Source organism: Rhodococcus wratislaviensis (assembly GCF_041228765.1).
Lineage (GTDB): Bacteria > Actinomycetota > Actinomycetes > Mycobacteriales > Mycobacteriaceae > Rhodococcus_F > Rhodococcus_F wratislaviensis.
The window spans coordinates 7755998-7772269 of sequence record NZ_CP150488.1 but is presented as its reverse complement, the minus strand read 5'-3'; the positions used below and the strand labels follow the sequence as shown (position 1 = coordinate 7772269).

General features: G+C 68.4%; 10 protein-coding genes and 1 pseudogene. 7 read left to right on the top strand and 4 right to left on the bottom strand.

Annotated elements, in window-relative coordinates; genetic code table 11:
* Nucleotides 1-4: 4 nt before the first annotated feature.
* Complete coding sequence (locus WKC72_RS35510; protein ID WP_268791522.1) at nucleotides 5-1345, top strand: deoxyribodipyrimidine photo-lyase; 1341 nt, start codon at nucleotides 5-7, stop codon at nucleotides 1343-1345.
* Between the two features lie 21 nt (nucleotides 1346-1366).
* Here the strand turns inward: WKC72_RS35510 and WKC72_RS35505 are convergent.
* Nucleotides 1367-2589, bottom strand: a pseudogene (locus WKC72_RS35505) (MFS transporter).
* A 97-nt stretch (nucleotides 2590-2686) separates the two neighbouring features.
* Here WKC72_RS35505 and WKC72_RS35500 point away from each other — a divergent pair.
* Nucleotides 2687-3274 carry a TetR/AcrR family transcriptional regulator gene (locus tag WKC72_RS35500; RefSeq protein ID WP_112301135.1) on the top strand — a complete coding sequence of 196 codons (588 nt, stop codon included), beginning with the start codon at nucleotides 2687-2689 and terminating at the stop codon, nucleotides 3272-3274.
* Between the two features lie 4 nt (nucleotides 3275-3278).
* Here the strand turns inward: WKC72_RS35500 and WKC72_RS35495 are convergent, their stop codons facing one another.
* Both WKC72_RS35495 and WKC72_RS35490 read right to left on the bottom strand, forming a co-directional pair.
* Complete coding sequence (locus tag WKC72_RS35495; protein WP_370181127.1) at nucleotides 3279-5213, bottom strand: propionyl-CoA synthetase; 1935 nt, start codon at nucleotides 5211-5213, stop codon at nucleotides 3279-3281.
* 142 nt (nucleotides 5214-5355) lie between these two features.
* Nucleotides 5356-6393, bottom strand: a complete 1038-nt coding sequence (locus tag WKC72_RS35490; protein WP_037234484.1) for an alpha/beta hydrolase family protein — start codon at nucleotides 6391-6393, stop codon at nucleotides 5356-5358.
* Nucleotides 6394-6539: 146 nt separating this feature from the next.
* On the opposite strand from WKC72_RS35490, the gene WKC72_RS35485 reads away from it, so the two are divergent.
* The 3 genes from WKC72_RS35485 to asnB all read left to right on the top strand — a co-directional run bounded on the left by WKC72_RS35485 (nucleotide 6540) and on the right by asnB (nucleotide 10848).
* Entirely contained in the window at nucleotides 6540-7214 is a 675-nt protein-coding gene (locus WKC72_RS35485) for a GPP34 family phosphoprotein (RefSeq protein ID WP_370181126.1), read from the top strand.
* A gap of 59 nt (nucleotides 7215-7273) precedes the next feature.
* A complete protein-coding gene (locus WKC72_RS35480; protein ID WP_370181125.1) occupies nucleotides 7274-8833 on the top strand; it encodes a DUF222 domain-containing protein in 1560 nt (519 codons plus the stop codon).
* Between the two features lie 173 nt (nucleotides 8834-9006).
* Nucleotides 9007-10848 (top strand): asparagine synthase (glutamine-hydrolyzing), encoded by a 1842-nt coding sequence (gene asnB / locus WKC72_RS35475; protein WP_370181124.1) that lies wholly within the window; start codon nucleotides 9007-9009, stop codon nucleotides 10846-10848.
* 159 nt (nucleotides 10849-11007) lie between these two features.
* On the opposite strand, the gene WKC72_RS35470 is transcribed toward asnB, so the two are convergent.
* Nucleotides 11008-12504 carry a carboxyl transferase domain-containing protein gene (locus WKC72_RS35470; RefSeq protein ID WP_370181123.1) on the bottom strand — a complete coding sequence of 499 codons (1497 nt, stop codon included), beginning with the start codon at nucleotides 12502-12504 and terminating at the stop codon, nucleotides 11008-11010.
* A gap of 216 nt (nucleotides 12505-12720) precedes the next feature.
* Between WKC72_RS35470 and WKC72_RS35465 the strand changes: the two genes are divergently transcribed.
* Together WKC72_RS35465 and WKC72_RS35460 are read left to right on the top strand one after the other, a co-directional pair.
* A complete protein-coding gene (locus WKC72_RS35465; RefSeq protein ID WP_370181122.1) occupies nucleotides 12721-13548 on the top strand; it encodes a xanthine dehydrogenase family protein subunit M in 828 nt (275 codons plus the stop codon).
* Nucleotides 13545-16262 (top strand): molybdopterin-dependent oxidoreductase, encoded by a 2718-nt coding sequence (locus tag WKC72_RS35460; protein ID WP_370181121.1) that lies wholly within the window; start codon nucleotides 13545-13547, stop codon nucleotides 16260-16262. The genes WKC72_RS35465 and WKC72_RS35460 overlap by 4 nt, the downstream gene beginning before the upstream one ends.
* Nucleotides 16263-16272: the final 10 nt, after the last annotated feature.

Here is a 16272-nt window from a genome sequence, read left to right as displayed (position 1 = left end):
AGGTATGGACACCGCACTCGTCTGGTTCCGGCGCGACCTTCGGCTCGGTGATCTGCCGACGCTTCACACGGTGGCCGAGTCGGGGGCGCGTGCGCTCGGGCTGTTCGTCCTCGACGATCGGCTGCTGACAGCATCGGGCGGTGCTCGCCGGGACTTCCTGTTCCGCAGTCTCGCCGCACTGGACGACCAACTCGACGGCCGGTTGCTGGTGGTGAAGGGCGATCCCGTCGACGTGGTTCCGAGGATCGCGGAGAAGGTGTCGGCCGAAGAAGTGCACGTGAGTGCGGACTACGGGCCCTACGGTCGCGAGCGTGATGCCGCCGTCGCCGAGCACGTCGATCTGGTGGCCACCGGTTCGCCGTACGCCGTGGCGCCCGGCCGGGTGACCAAGACGGACGGGGAGCCGTACCGCGTGTTCACCCCGTATTTCCGGCAGTGGCTCGAACACGGGTGGCGCGCGCCGATCGACACCGGGCCCGCGACGGTGGAGTGGATGGACCCGGGTGACGTGAAGACGCGGCGGGTGACGATCCCCGAACCCGAATCCGACGGGTGCCCCGCGGGTGAGGCGGCGGCGCTGCAGCGGTGGGCGGAGTTCTGTGAGGACGACCTCGCCGGGTACGAGGATGCGCGGGATCGTCCCGGTCTCGACGCGACCAGCCGGATGTCGGTGTACCTGAAGTACGGCAACATTCATCCGCGGACGATGCTCCGCGACCTCGCGCGCCGCCGCAGCAAGAGCGCCGAACAGTACCGGCGGCAGCTCGCGTGGCGGGACTTCTACGCCGACATCCTCTTCCAGCGTCCGGACAGTGCCCGCGAGAACTATGACCGCCGCTTCGACCACATCCGCTACGACAGCGGGCCCGACGCAGAGGAGGCGTACACGGCGTGGTGCGAGGGCCGGACGGGGTTCCCGATCGTCGACGCCGGGATGCGCCAGCTGAAAGCCGAAGCGTGGATGCACAATCGGGTGCGGATGATCGTCGCGTCGTTCTTCGTCAAGGATCTGCACCTGCCGTGGTGGCGGGGTGCCCGCTACTTCATGAACCAGCTCGTCGACGGGGATCTGGCGAACAACCAGCACGGCTGGCAGTGGACCGCGGGATCGGGGACGGACGCGTCGCCGTACTTCCGGGTGTTCAACCCGACGACGCAGGGCGAGAAGTTCGACCCCGACGGCGAGTACGTGCGCCGGTGGGTGCCCGAACTGCGCGGCATCTCAGGGAAGGCCGTTCACGCTCTGAAAGACGGCCGCCCCGAGGACTATCCGCCGCCGATCGTCGACCACGCCCACGAACGGCAGGAGGCCCTCGCCCGCTACGGTGAGATCAAGGCCCCGTGAGTACTTGTTAACCGCGGGCGGTTAATAAGTACTCACAGGCGCTTGCGCACGAGAAGCCCGAGGAAGGCTGCCGCGGCGAGGACGATGACGAGTCCGCCGTAGATGCGGGTGGTGTCGACGAGCCCGACCTTCCCGACGAGGTATCCGGCGATCAGTGCCGGAACGCTGTTGGCGAGGTAGGCGATCACGTAGATGCTCGACAGCAGTCCCGCGCGCTCGTGCGGTTCGGCGAGCGGCATGACGGTGCGGATGGTGCCCTGGAAGCCGGCGCCGAACCCGATGCCCGCGACCGCGGTTCCCGCGAGAATCCACAGCGCGGAGGATGTTTCGGCGCCGATCAGGGTGATGGCGACCCCGGCGACGAGGGCGGAGGCTCCGACGTACAGGATGCGCCGTGCCGCCACGTTGCGCAGCAGGAACACCGCGAGTGCGCCGGTCCCGGTGAGCGTCGCGACCATGATGGCGCCGATCAGCGACGTGTGGACGTCGAGCGCGTTGCGGGCGAGCGAAGGTCCGAGTGACAGGTAGAAGCCGCCCAGCGCCCACACGGCCACCAGGCAGGGACCCGTGAGGACGAGCATGCCCAGGGCGGTGGACGGGACCGCGAGCGCCGGCCGCATCGATGCCAGAGCCCCCTTCTGCCGGACCGCCGTTTCGGGCGCGGCCCAGATGCCGAGGATCTCGACGAGGAACAGCGCGCAGAACACCAGGAACACGGTGCTGGTGGGCCGGGGAAGGTGTTCGCTGATCAGGCTCGATCCGATGGCGCCGAGTGCGAGGCCGACGGTGGGCGCGATGCTGTTGACGGTGGCGCCGCGTCCGGGCGTGCGTTCGAGGTCGAGGAGGGTGGAACCGAGCGCGCTGATCGCGGCGCCGGTCGCGAAACCCTGCACCACCCGGGCGAACAGCAGGAGGCCGATGCCTTCGGCCGTCGCGAACATGATCATCGAGGCCGCTTCGAACACGAGTGCCGTGATCAGCACGGGTCGGCGGCCGACGTAGTCCGAGAGCGACCCGACGGTGAGCAGCGCCAGCAGCAGGCTCACGGCGTAGATGCCGAAGACCAGCGTCGACTGCAGCGACGAGAAGCCCCAGTTCGACTGGTACACCTCGTACAGCGGTGTCGGTGCGGCGGACGCGCCGAGCAGGGTGGCGATCACGACCGCGACGAGCGTGAAGGCGGCTCCGCGGCGCAGTGCGGGTCGAGACGTCGGTGGTGCTTCGGGCGCGTCAAGCGTCGTCATGGCGTACTCCCGGAGAACGTTAATGCAAAAGGTTTGCGTTAACGGACGCTACGCCGTCACCGTTCTTAATGCAACGTCTTTGCGTTAGCATGGGGGCATGAGTCCGGCTCCAGGTCCACGCCCCGGCGGTCGCAGCGCCCGCATCCAGCAGGCGGTGCACGCGTCCACGCGCAAACTTCTCGACGAGCGCGACCGAGCGGACATCACCGTCCCGATGATCGCCGCCGACGCCGGTGTCACCCCGTCGACCATCTACCGGCGCTGGGGTGACATCACCGAAGTGTTCGCGGACGTCGCGCTCGAGCGACTGCGTCCCGATGCAACCCCGCGTGAAACCGGCAGTGTGCGAGGCGACCTCGTCGCCTGGGCGCAGGACTACCTCGAGGAGATGTCCTCGCCGGTGGGGCGGGCGTCGTTGCGCGACGTCGTGATGAGCGGCGACACCGTCAGGTCCGAGGACGGCACCAATCAATTCAAGTGCGCGACGTTCTGCCGCACTCAGATCGAGGCGATCCTCGGGCGCGGCGAACCGGTCGGCTCGCCGGTGCAGGGCGTGGTCGAGCACGTGATCGACCATGTCGTGGCGCCGATCATCTACCGCATCCTGTTCGACCTCGACCCACTCGCAGCGGACCGCGTCGAGGTGCTGGTGGATCAGGCACTCGACGCGGCCGTCCGGGTGTGAGAGGTCAGCCGCCCAACTGCTTCTTCAGCGCGTCGAGGACGGCGATGTCCTCGATGGTGGAGGGCACCGTGTACTCCTCGTGGTCGGCGATCTGCCGCATCGTCTTGCGCAGGATCTTGCCCGAGCGGGTCTTGGGCAGCGCCTGCACGACCGTCACGTCGCGGAACGTGGCGACGGCGCCGATCTGCTCGCGCACCATCGCGACCAGTTCGTTGCGGAGTGTGTCCGGGTCGATCTCGACCCCGGCCTTGAGCACGACGTAGCCGCTGGGCCGCTGGCCCTTGAGTTCGTCGCGGATCCCGACCACCGCGCACTCGGCCACCGCGGGGTGTCCCGCGACCACTGCCTCCATGCTGCCCGTCGAAAGCCGATGTCCGGCAACGTTGATGACGTCGTCACTGCGGCCGAGGACGTACACGTACCCGTCCTCGTCGATGTAACCGGAGTCGCCGGTCAGGTAGTAGCCGTCGAACGTGGCGAGGTACGACCGCACGTACCGCTCCGGGTCGCGCCACAACCCGGCCAGGGTGCCCGGAGGCAGCGGCAGCCCGATCACGATGTTGCCCTCGGCCCCCGCCGGAACCGCGTTCCCCTCAGCGTCGACCACCTCGACCCGGTACCCGGGCACCGGGACGGTGGGGGAGCCCGCCTTCAGCGGCATGGGTTCGAGCCCGCGCAGGTTGGCGCAGATCGCCCAGCCGGTCTCGGTCTGCCACCAGTGGTCGACGACGGGACGGTCCAGGACGCGGGTGGCCCACGCGTACGTGTCGGGGTCGAGGCGCTCGCCTGCCGCGAACAGCGTCTTCAGGGAGGAGATGTCGTACTTCTCGATCTCCTTCGCGTCCGGATCGGCCTTGCGGACGGCGCGGATCGCGGTCGGTGCGGTGAACAGTGCGGACACACCGTGATCGGAGATCACCCGCCAGAACGCGCCCGCATCCGGGGTTCCGACCGGCTTGCCCTCGTAGAGCACGGACGTGGCACCGGCCAGCAGCGGCCCGTAGACGATGTACGAGTGCCCGACCACCCAGCCCACGTCGGACGCGGTCCACCACACGTCGCCCGGGCCGATGTCGTAGATGTTGCGCATCGACCACGTGAGCGCGACGGCGTGCCCACCGTTGTCACGGATCACGCCCTTCGGCTTCCCGGTGGTGCCGGACGTGTAGAGGATGTACAGAGGGTCCGTCGCAGCCACCGGAACCGGCTCCGCGGGTGCCGCATCCGCCATCAGGGTGTCCCAGTCGAACCACGCCGCCCCGCCGCCCTGGTAGTCGGCGGCCGAACCCGGGACCTGCGCCCGGTCCTTGACGATCACCGTGTGCGGAGGGGTGCCGGACAGCTCGAGCGCCTTCGCCACCATCGGCAGGTAGTCGACGGTGCGCCCCGGCTCGAGGCCACCCGATGCCGTCACCAGGACCACCGGTCCGGCGTCGTCGATGCGGGTCGCGAGTTCCTTCGCGGCGAAGCCGCCGAACACCACCGAGTGCACGGCACCGATGCGGGCGCAGGCCAGCATCGCGATCGCCGCTTCGGGGATCATCGGCATGTAGACGATCACCCGGTCACCGGCCACCACACCCTGGTCCTTCAGGACGCCGGCGAACCGGGACACCTCGTCGAGAAGTTCTGCGTAGGTGTAGGTGCGGGACGCATCGGGGGCCATCGCCGAGTCGTAGATCAACGCCGCCCGATCCCCGTTGCCGTCCCGCACGTGCCGGTCGAGAGCGTTGAAGCAGGTGTTCAGCGAGGCATCCGGAAACCACCGGTACATCGGGGCGGCGGAATCGTCGAGCGCCCGCGCCGGCGGCGTCTCCCATTCCACGGCCTCGGCGGCGGCGAGCCAGAAGTCCTCGGGACTGTCGGTGCTCCGGCGGTACACCTCGGCGTAGCTCTGACCATGGTTGTCGCTCGAAGGCGGAGTCCCCGGGGAGCTCATCGATGCACGTCCTCTCGTCGTCGTGTGACCCGAAACACCCTATTCGACGTCGGGTGTTCGGGACACCGTCCGGACGGCCGGGGCGGACGCCTGCGCCGGGCGGTGGTTTTTCGTCGCCCAGCGGAGTCGCGCCGTGAATCGGTCAGAGGCCGAGGGAACCGGCGATCATCGGCCAGGAGTTGTGCAGGTCGTCCTGCCAGTAGCCCCACGAGTGGGTGCCGGTGGGCCGGAAGTCGAACGTGGCCGGGATTCCCAGGGAGTTCAGCCGGTCGGCCAGCCGATGGGTGCACTCGTTGGTTCCGGCTTCGATGATGCCGCCGATGATCACCTGGTTGGCCAGCACGCCCACATCGCCGTTGATGTCCGGGCCGTTGAGGTTCTCGTGGACGCCGGGCAGGCCGGTGGCATTGCTGATGTACAAGTCGATGCCGCGCAGCTTCTCGGCGTTGACGACGGGGTCGTTGGCCACCCAATCGGGGTCGTCGGGCGGTCCCCACATGTTCTCGACGTCTCCGCCTCGGAAGCTGACGACGAAGGTGACGTAGTCCCGGCCTGGTTTGGTGCTCGTCTCGGCGCACCCGCTGAACGCGCCCACCGCGCGATACAGAGAGGGTGCGGCCTCCGCCAGGCTCAGGACGGACGTACCCGACATCGACAGGCCCGCGATGGCATTTTCACCGTTCGTTCCGAGTGTGGCGTCGACGATCGGGGGAAGTTCCTCGGTGAGGAACGTGGTCCATTTGTTCACGCCGAGGACGGGATCGGGCTTCTGCCAGTCGGTGTAGTAGCTGTACGCGCCGCCGACAGGAGTGACGACGTTGACGTTCTTGTCGGCGAAGAAGTCGACCACGTCGGTCCTCGCCTGCCAGGTTGCCGAATCCTCGCCACCACCGGCGCCGTTGAGCAGGTACAGGGTCGGCCGGGGCACGCTCGTGTCGGCGGGGCGAATCACCTCGAGGAGAATCACTTTGTCCATCGCCGCCGAGTAGACGTACATGTTCAGCTGACGGTCGTCGATCTCCTCGATGTGGTCGAGGACGGATCCGTCTGCCGACGCCGGCTTATCGGCGGGAAGGGCTCGCCACTCGTCCGCCGACGCCGCTGCCACCTGACCGAACATGGCCGACGACGCAACGACGGCGACCGCCAGGAGTGCCCGACAGTGTCCGATCGCGCTCATAGCCGCTCCTCGTGCTTGACTGCGGTGCCCGACAACCGTCCGGTGGTGCTCAGAACATTTCCCCTTCACGGTAACCGGCAAACATTCCCCGGGGCGGCCGAACGGGACACCCCACTTCGCCGCGAGGCCCGCCCTATCGTGGACGCATGACGCTGCTCGCCGAGGACCTGCTGTTACTGCTGCTGGACGACGCTTCGGGGAAGCCCGTCGTCGACGGGACCCGGATGCCGCGCGTCCTGGCAGGCGCCGTTCTTCTGGAGCTGGCGCTGGGTGACGTCGTCACCCCGGCCGGGCCCGGCGAGGACGTGAAGAAGGGGCGTCTCGTCGTCCGGGACGGAGCACGTCCGCAGGATCCGCTGCTCGTTCGGGCCGTCGATCGCATCGGCGCGTCCAAGCCGATGAAACCGGAAGCAGCCATCGAGAAGCTCGCCAAGAACCTCCGTGACGAACTCGCGAAACGAATTGTGGCCGCGGGATGGGTTCGGGAGGAGAAGGGCAAGGTGCTGGGCATCTTCCCGACCACGCGGTGGCCGGAGGTCGACGGCAGCCACGAACGCACGCTGCGGTCCGAACTGGGCGCCGCACTCCTCGACGGGGTCACACCCACGCCGCGCACCGCCGCGCTCGTCTCGCTCCTGTCCGCGGTCGACGCGGCCCCGAAGCTGTTCCCGGACGCCGATCGTCGCGCCGTGAAGAAACGGGCGAAGGAGATCGCCGAAGGGGACTGGGCGGGCAAGGCCGTGCGCAAATCGGTCGAGGCGGTCAACGCCGCAATCATCGTCGCCGCCACCGTGCCCGCCATCGTCGCGGGGAGCGGGTAGGCGGCGGCCTCTTCTTCGGGGTCTTGTGGAGCGCAAGGGATTTCGCTAGGGTAGAACACATGTTCGATACGGGGGTATTCGATCGGGGGGTTCGGGAGGAGGTCTGCGGTCTCGCCGACGGGGAATCCGATGCGGGTCTGGTCGAGTTGATGACCGACCTGCATCGCAGTGAAGCGGTGGTGGCCGAACGGAAGCTGGCGGTGATCGCCGAGCTCTTCGTGCGCCGCACCACCGAGGTCGAGTCCGACGGGGCGTGGACGTCGACCGCGCACGAAGTGGTCGAGGCCGAGATCGGTGCCGCGCTCACCATGGGCCGAGCGGCGGCGGGTCGGCTGATCGGCCTGGGTATGTCGCTACGTACCCGGTTGCACGCCACACGCGAGGCAATGGCGCGCGGTGATCTCGACCTGTACCGGGTGCGCCTGATCGAGGACGCGACGGCAAACGTCAGCGATGACCGGATCGGCGAGGTCGAACATCAACTCCTCGAACAGGTTCTGGCCCCACCGCGCTCCGGTGGAACCGGGTTGACCGGTCGCAGGCTGACGAATGCCGCCAACCGCATCATCGCAAGGCTCGACCCGGCAGGGGTGCGGGCCAAGCGGGAGAAGGCGCAGGCAGACCGGTTCGTCGGAGTCGGCGCGGCAGAGGACGGCATGTGCCGGATCCTGGGTTCCATCCCTGCGGTGCAGGGTCGCGCATTCGACGCGCGATTGCGTGAACTGGCAAACACCGTGTGCCCGAGAGACCTTCGAACGTACGAACAGAGACGAGCCGACGGATTGTCCGCGCTCATCGACGGGGCCGGGTTCGTGCACTGCGAATGTGGGCGGGTCGACTGCGGCCAGGATTCCCGCCTAGCGACGACGGCACGCAAACCTCTCGTGCACCTGATCATGCTCGACGCCACACTCGCGGGCGGCGACGAACCGGCCTACCTCGACGGCTACGGAATCGTCGACGCAGCGCACGCACGCGAGATCGCAGCCGACGCGGAAGTCGAACCGGTGCGGGCACCGAGCTCTGTCGTCCCGACCACGTACCGCCCAGGCGCCGTGCTCGACACCTGGATGCGGGTGCTGGCCGGCGGGTGTGAATGGTTGCACTGCGATGTGGCGGCCTGGAACACGGACCTCGATCATCATCGGCCGTTCGACCACTCCGATCCCGCGACCGGAGGTCCGACGGTGGCCGGGAACATGACCGCCTTCTGTCGAAATCATCACCGGCTCAAACATTCCGGACATTGGGCCGTGACCGCCGATGGTGGAATCGAGTTGGTGGCGCCCACCGGTCACCGGTACCGACCGCGGTCGTCGGGGCTTCTGGGCGTCAGACGGAGCGACGCTGCCGGACGGAGCGATGCTGCCGGAAGTGACCATGCTGCCGGAAGTGACCAGGCCGCCGGAAGTGACCAGGCCGCCGGAAGTGACCACGCTGCCGGAAGTGACCATGCGGCCGTCGCGGCCCGCCGCCGCACCCGTGCGCAGAACAGGGCTGCCCGGATCCGGGCGGAGCGCCGCCGACGGCAGGCGCACCTGGATGCGGTACGGCACAGGCGTGCGACGCCCAACCGGTCGTCCGGCACCGGCGCACCCGACGAACCCGCGCCGTTCTGACGGGCGGTGTTTCCGGGCCCACCGCCTGCGCGCCGAAAAGGGTTACCGTGGAATATAGGTGGTTAGCAAGAGTAAAGAACTGTCCATGTGATTGCTACGGTTCGGACTCGGTTGGCCGCCTCGCAACTGACCATGCGCTGAAGGAAGAGCGCCAGCGACAGCCGGAGGAACACATGTGCGGAATCGCCGGATGGATCTCGTTCGAACGCGATCTACGCGTCGAGCAGTCCACCGTGGATGCCATGGCCGAGACGATGAACTGCCGGGGGCCGGACGATCGCGGTACGTGGGTCGTCGAACACGCCGCGCTCGGGCATCGAAGGCTCGCGATCATCGATCTGCCGGGTGGGCATCAGCCGATGAGCGTGGACACTCCCGGCGGGACCGTTGCGATGGTCTACTCCGGTGAGGTGTACAACTTCGGTGAACTACGCGAAGAGCTGTACGGGCGCGGTCACCGGTTCGCCACGGAATCCGACACCGAGGTGGTGCTCCACGGATACCTGGAATGGGGAGAGGCCGTCGCGGAGCGGCTCAACGGCATGTACGCGTTCGCCATCTGGGATTCGCGGACCGACGCACTCGTGATGATCCGCGACCGGATGGGTATCAAGCCGTTCTACTACTACGAGACCCGAGACGGCGTCCTGTTCGGTTCGGAACCTAAAGCGATCCTTGCCAATCCGATCGCCGAGTCGACCGTCACGATGGACGGGATCCGGGAGTTGTTCGCGTTCGTGAAGGCACCGGGCCACGCCGTGTGGGACGGCATGCGTGAGGTGGAGCCGGGCACGGTGGTCACCGTCTCGCGCACCGGACTGCGGACGCACCGGTACTGGACCCTGCAGACCCGCCCGCACACCGACGACCGGGACACCTCCGTCGCGCACGTCCGCGAACTCCTCGACGACATCGTGCGCAGGCAACTGGTCGCCGACGTGCCGCGCTGCACCCTGCTGTCCGGTGGACTCGACTCGTCCGCGATGACCGGCATCGCCGCCGAGCAGCTTGCCGAGGTGGGCGAGACGGTTCGCACGTTCGCCGTCGACTTCGTCGGTCAGACCGAACATTTCGTCGCGGACGAACTGCGGGGCACCCCGGACACTCCGTACGTGCACGACGTGGCCCGGCGATCCGGGACCGCGCACCAGGACATCGTCCTCGACTCCGACGCACTCGCCGACCCCGCCGTGCGCGCGAAGGTCATCCGGGCACGAGACATTCCCATGGGCCTCGGCGACATGGACGCGTCGCTGTATCTGCTGTTCAAGGCGATCCGGCAGCACTCCACGGTGGCGCTGTCCGGTGAGTCGGCCGACGAGGTGTTCGGCGGGTACAAGCAGTTCTTCGACCCGAAGGCGCAGCAGGCGAACACCTTCCCGTGGCTCGTGCAGTTCGCCGAGCACTTCGGCGACGAGAGCAACATCTTCACCCCGGAGGTCACGGCGGGGCTGAACATGGACGACTACGTGCAGGACTCGTACGACGCAGCGGTGGCCGGGATCGATCGGCTGGACAGCGAATCCGACTTCGAATGGCGGATGCGCAAGATCTGCTACCTGCATCTGACGCGTTTCGTCCGGGTCCTGCTCGACCGCAAGGACCGCGCGAGCATGGCCGTCGGACTGGAGGTCCGGGTGCCGTTCTGCGATCACCGGCTGGTCGAGTACGTCTACAACACGCCGTGGTCGCTGAAGACGTTCGACGGCAAGGAGAAATCGTTGCTGCGGGCGGCGACCAGGGATGTGCTGCCGCAGTCGGTGATCGACCGGGTCAAGTCGCCGTACCCGTCCACCCAGGACCCGAAGTACGCGGTGGCGTTGCAGCAGCACGGTAAGGACCTGCTCAGCGACCCCTCGCACCCGGTGTTCGGCCTGGTCAGTGCGGACTGGTTGTCCCGGGCCGTGTCCGTCGACACCCCGCAGATCAGTCAGGTGTCGCGTCGCGGACTCGAGCGCACGCTCGACCTCGCGCTGTGGATGGACATGTACAACCCGACGATCAAACTGTCTTAGGGTATGTCTCCCAATCCCCATTCGGCGCTCCCGGCGCCCAATCGCCGCCCTGCTTCGTTGTCGTCGGCGCCGATACAACAGCGGTATCGGCTTCTCCTCCGCCTTGCCGGACGACGATTGCTTCGCCAGGCGCATCCGAGAGAGACTGGGAGACACACCCTAATCCAGGCCGAGGTTCCGGTAGCGGGCGAGCCGGGCGGCGAAGCGCTCGCTCTCGGGAACCCCGGTCAGGGCACGGAGTTCCCGGGAGATGGCCTCGCCGACCCGCTTGGAGAAATCGACGGCCTCGTCGGCGGCGTCCGGATGCTCGGGGATGATGGCGTCGATGACGCCGTCGCGCAACAGGTCGAGCGAACGGATGCCCTGCGCGGCCGCCATCTCGGGGGCGTGCGAGGTGTCGCGGTGGACGATCGCGCTGGCGCCTTCGGGGGGGAGCGGGGCCAGCCACCCGTTCTGCGCGGCGAGCACGCGGTCGGCGGGGAGGAAGGCCAGCGCCCCGCCGCCCGTGCCCTGACCGAGCAGAACGGACACGGTCGGCGTCTTCAACGTCACGAGGTCGGAGATGCATCGGGCGATCTCGGGGGCCAGTCCGCGTTCCTCCGCCTCCTGCGACAGCGCGGCACCGAGGGTGTCGATCACCAGGACCAGGGGGATCTGCAACTCCTCGGCCAACCGCATGCCGCGGCGCGCCTCGCGGAGGGCGGCGGGCCCCATCGTGTTCAGCGCCGACTGTCCGGCGCGGTCCTGGCCCAGCAGCACGCACGGCGCGCCGCGGAAACGGGCCAGCGACAGCAGCACCGTCCCCTCGGTTTCACCCTGGCCGGTGCCGCTGAGGGGCACCTGCTCGGTGGCCGCGTGCCGCAGCAGGTGCCGGATCCCGGGCCGGTCGGCGCGCCGCGACAGCATCACCGACTGCCACGCGGGCACGTCGGGGATGTCGACGGCCGGCGGCGCCGGTTCGGTGACGGCGGCCGATGTCGGCGGATCGATCAGCACCCGCAACGCCCGATGGACGAGCCGGCGCAGGCGCGTGGCGGGGACGACGCCGTCGATGACGCCGTTGCGGTACAGGTTTTCGGACGTCTGCACGCCCTCGGGGAACTTCTCGCCGTACAGCGCCTCGTAGACGCGGGGTCCGAGGAACCCCACGAGTGCGCCGGGCTCGGCCACGGTGATGTGCCCGAGGGAACCCCAGGACGCGAAGACACCGCCGGTGGTCGGGTTCCGTAGATACACGAGATAGGGGAGATGGGCGGCCTTGTGGGTGGCGACGGCCGCCGCGATCTTCACCATCTGCACGAACGCGACGGTGCCCTCCTGCATGCGCGTACCCCCCGACGTGGGCGAGGCGAGCAGGGGGAGACCCTCACGGGTGGCGCGTTCGATGGCGGAGACGATCCGCTCGGCGGCGGCCACGCCGATCGAACCGGCCAGGAACGCGAACTCGCACGCGATCACCGCGACCGGGCGCCCGCGGACGGTGCCGACGCCCGTGATCACCGATTCGTCGACACCCGACTTCTCGGCGGCCTTCTGCAGGTCGGCGCGGTACTTCTCGTTCGGCCGCGCATCGACGGGCGTGGTGTCCCAGGAGACGAAGCTGCCCGCGTCCAGTACCAGCTCGAGCACGTCGTGGGCGGAGATCTTGGCGGCCATGGCCCTGAGAGTAGCGGTCGGGCCGGGGCAGCAGATGTCTGCTACGGCGGGTGACGGTCGCCCACGCGGTCGCCTGCACGGCCGGAACACGGCAAACAGCGACCGGGTGGAACCCGGCAATCGACACCGAGACCGCCGTCGCGGTGTCTAAAGTCAGATGGGTTGACGCAGGCCGGGTACGAGAACGACGACACATTTCCCGAGTGGAGCAGTCATATGGACCTCAACACCATCACCGATGTCGTTCGGCGCCCACCCGACCGGCCGGGTGCGCAGTGGCGGGAAGGTGACGCCTGGCTGGCAGGCGGAACGTGGCTGTTCTCCGATCAGCAGCCCGACCTGCGCCGTCTCGTCGATCTCACGGCGCTCGGCTGGGACACCCTGGTGCCGAGCGACGCCGGCCTCGAGATCGGAGCGACGTGCACCATCCGTGAGTTGTATGCGCTTGCGCCACCGGATGACTGGAGAGCCGCCTCGTTGTTCGCAACGAGTTGCGAGGCGTTCCTGGCATCGTTCAAGATCTGGAATTCGGCGACGGTGGGCGGCAACATCTGCATGTCGTTGCCCGCAGGCCCGATGATCACGATGACCGTCGCGCTGGAGGCGACGTACACGCTGTGGGCGGCCGACGGGTCCGAGCGCACCGTCGACGCCGCCGACTTCGTGACGGGCAACCACGAGAACGTGCTCACGCCGGGTGAGATCCTGCGGCGCATCGACATCCCCGTCCGCGCCCTGCGCAAGCGTCACGCGCACCGCCGCTTCACGCTGACGCACCTGGGCCGGTCCACCCTGTTCATGATCGGCACCCGGTCGCCCGACGGCGACGACCTGCTGCTCACGATCACGGCGGGCACGACGCGTCCGATCCGTTTCGCGTTCGACGCCGTACCCGACGCCGAGGCGCTGCAGCAGCGCATCGACGCGCTGCCCGAGGACGTGTGGTTCGACGACCCCAACGGCAGCCCCGACCACCGTCGCCACCTGGCGAAGCATTTCGCCGAGGAGATCCGGACCGAGCTCGTGGCAGGAGACCGGCGATGACGTACACCGTGAACGGCAGGGCGTTCGACGCGGAGCCGAATCCCGGCCAGTGCCTGCGCACGTTCGTGCGCTCGCTCGGCCATCACGGCGTCAAGAAGGGTTGCGACGCAGGTGATTGCGGGGCCTGCACGGTGTGGCTCGACGGCGATCCCGTGCACAGTTGCATCACGCCCGCATTCCGCGCCGAGGGGCGGGAGGTGACGACGATCGAGGGCCTCGGTTCGCCGGACGACCTGCATCCGCTGCAGCGGCAGTTCCGGGACGCCCCCGGGTTCCAGTGCGGCTTCTGCACCGCGGGCATGATCATGACCTCGGCGACGTTCACGGACGCGCAGAAAGAGGACCTGCCGCGCGCGCTGAAAGGCAATCTCTGCCGCTGCACCGGCTATCGGGCCATCGAGGATGCCGTGAACGGTGTCGCCGGGGTGGAGGTCGCCGAACCGGGTCGCGCGGTCGGCACCAGCGTCGGGGCGCCCGCGGCCACCGATGTGGTCACCGGCCGCGCCGAGTTCACGATGGACACCGAGATCGAGGGCATGCTGCACCTCAAGGTGCTGCATTCCCCGCACGCCCACGCCCGCATCGTCTCGATCGACAAGACGGCGGCGCTCGCCGTCCCCGGCGTGCACCGCGTGTACACGTGGGAGGACGTGCCCCGGAAGCGGTTCACGACCGCGATCCACACCGATCACCTCGTCGACCCCGACGACACGTACATCCTCGACGACAGGGTCCGCTTCGCCGGCCAGCGGGTGGTCGCGGTGCTGGCGGACACGGTCGGCGCCGCGGAGGAGGGCTGTCGCAAGGTGGTCGTCGAATACGACGTGTTGCCTGCGGTGTTCGACCCTGAGGAGGCGATGGCCGACGGCGCACCACAGCTGCACGGTTCGGACGACCCGTTCGTCCGCGATCCCGTGCACAACATCCTGCTCGAACTCCACGGGGAGGTCGGCGACGTCGAGGCGGGGTTCGCCGAGGCCGACGTGATCCACGAGGGCACCTACTTCACCCCGCGCGTGCAGCACGCGCATCTCGAGACGCACGGGTCGATCGCCTGGATGGAGGATGGCCGGCTGCACGTGCGCACGAGTTCGCAGTCGCCGTCGATCGCCAAGGTCAAGCTGGCCCACCTGTTCGACCTGCGTCCCGACCAGCTGCGCGTATTCTGCATGCGTGTCGGGGGCGGTTTCGGCGGCAAGCAGGAGGTGATCTCGGAGGATCTGGTCGCGCTCGCCACCCTCGACACGGGCCGGCCCGTCTGCTTCGAGTTCACCCGGGAAGAGGAATTCACGACGGCGTCGCCGCGGCACCCGATGAAGCTGACCATCACGCTCGGCGCCCGGGCCGACGGCACACTCACGGCGTTCCAGGTGCACAACGTGTCGAACACGGGCGCGTACGGCAACCACGGGGGCGAAACATTGTTCGCCGCCGGAGCCGCCATCTCGGCCTACCAGTGTCTGAACAAGAAGTTCGATGCGTACTCCGTCTACACGAACAGCGTGCCCAGCGGAGCGCTGCGCGGGTACGGCATGACCCAGCCCGCCTTCGCGGTCGAATCCGCCATGCACGAGCTGGCGGTCGCACTCGACATCGACCCACTCGAGTTGCGGCGCCGCAACATCGTCCGCCCCGGGGACTCACTCGTGGCAATCGAGGACGGTCCCGACGACGTCGTGTTCGAGGAGGACGGGCTCGGGCAGTGCATCGATCTCGTCGACGCCGCACTGAGACGGACCGGGAACGGGCAGGTGCTGGGCGAAGACTGGCTCGTCGGCGAGGGCACCGCGAGTTCGCTCCACGAGACGGCGCCCCCGACCGAACACATCTCGGAGGCGTGGGCGACGCTCGGCGACGACGGCGTGTACGAACTCGCCGTCGGTACCGTCGAATTCGGTGAGGGAACGTCGACCGCGCACGTGCAGATCGCGGCCACCCATCTCGGTACCACGCCGTCGCGGGTGCGTCTCGTGCAGTCCGACACCGACCGGACGGGTTTCGACACGGGGGCGTTCGCGAGCGCGGGCCTCTTCGTCGCAGGCAACGCCGTGTCGCGGGCGTCGGAGGCCCTGCGCGACCGCATCCTGGCGTTCGCCGCGGCGCACACCGGGGTCGACGTGGCGTCCTGCGCGATGGACGACGACGGGGTGCTCTGCGACGGCACGCATGTGCCGCTGACCGAACTCCTCGACGCCGCCCGCCGCCGCGGCATCCGGTTCACCGAGGCGCGCAAGGCGTACGGGTCGCCGCGCAGCGTCGTCTCCAACACCCACGGTTTCCGCATCGCCGTCCACCGGGTGACGGGCGAGATCCGCATCCTCTACAGCGTCCATGCCACGGACGCCGGGGTCATCATCAACCCGGTGCAGGTCCGCGGCCAGATCGAGGGCGGCGTCGCCCAGGGCATCGGATTCGCGTTGACCGAGAACTTCCGCGTCGACGACAACGGCGTGATGATCAACCCCAACCTGCGCAACTACCGCATCCCCACCTACGCCGACATTCCCCGTACCGAAGTGCTGCTGGTCGATTCGGCGGACTCCGTCGGACCGATGCGTGCGAAGGGAATGGCGGAGTGCTGCATCAACCCGGTGGCACCTGCGCTGGCCAACGCGCTGGAAGACGCGACCGGTGTGCGTTTCCGCGCGTTGCCGCTCACCCCCGAGCGGATCTACCACCGAATCGGCGAGAACCGATCGGTTCCGACGACCTGAGCCGTGAGGA

Excerpts from the sequence above, each read along its gene's own strand:
- WKC72_RS35470 (WP_370181123.1), bottom strand. The coding sequence starts at position 12,504 with ATGGCCGCCAAGATCTCCGCCCACGACGTGCTCGAGCTGGTACTGGAC.
- WKC72_RS35510 (WP_268791522.1), top strand. The coding sequence starts at position 5 with ATGGACACCGCACTCGTCTGGTTCCGGCGCGACCTTCGGCTCGGTGAT.
- WKC72_RS35465 (WP_370181122.1), top strand. The coding sequence starts at position 12,721 with ATGGACCTCAACACCATCACCGATGTCGTTCGGCGCCCACCCGACCGG.
- WKC72_RS35495 (WP_370181127.1), bottom strand. The coding sequence starts at position 5,213 with ATGAGCTCCCCGGGGACTCCGCCTTCGAGCGACAACCATGGTCAGAGC.
- WKC72_RS35485 (WP_370181126.1), top strand. The coding sequence starts at position 6,540 with ATGACGCTGCTCGCCGAGGACCTGCTGTTACTGCTGCTGGACGACGCT.
- asnB (WP_370181124.1), top strand. The coding sequence starts at position 9,007 with ATGTGCGGAATCGCCGGATGGATCTCGTTCGAACGCGATCTACGCGTC.
- WKC72_RS35500 (WP_112301135.1), top strand. The coding sequence starts at position 2,687 with ATGAGTCCGGCTCCAGGTCCACGCCCCGGCGGTCGCAGCGCCCGCATC.
- WKC72_RS35490 (WP_037234484.1), bottom strand. The coding sequence starts at position 6,393 with ATGAGCGCGATCGGACACTGTCGGGCACTCCTGGCGGTCGCCGTCGTT.
- WKC72_RS35480 (WP_370181125.1), top strand. The coding sequence starts at position 7,274 with ATGTTCGATACGGGGGTATTCGATCGGGGGGTTCGGGAGGAGGTCTGC.
- WKC72_RS35460 (WP_370181121.1), top strand. The coding sequence starts at position 13,545 with ATGACGTACACCGTGAACGGCAGGGCGTTCGACGCGGAGCCGAATCCC.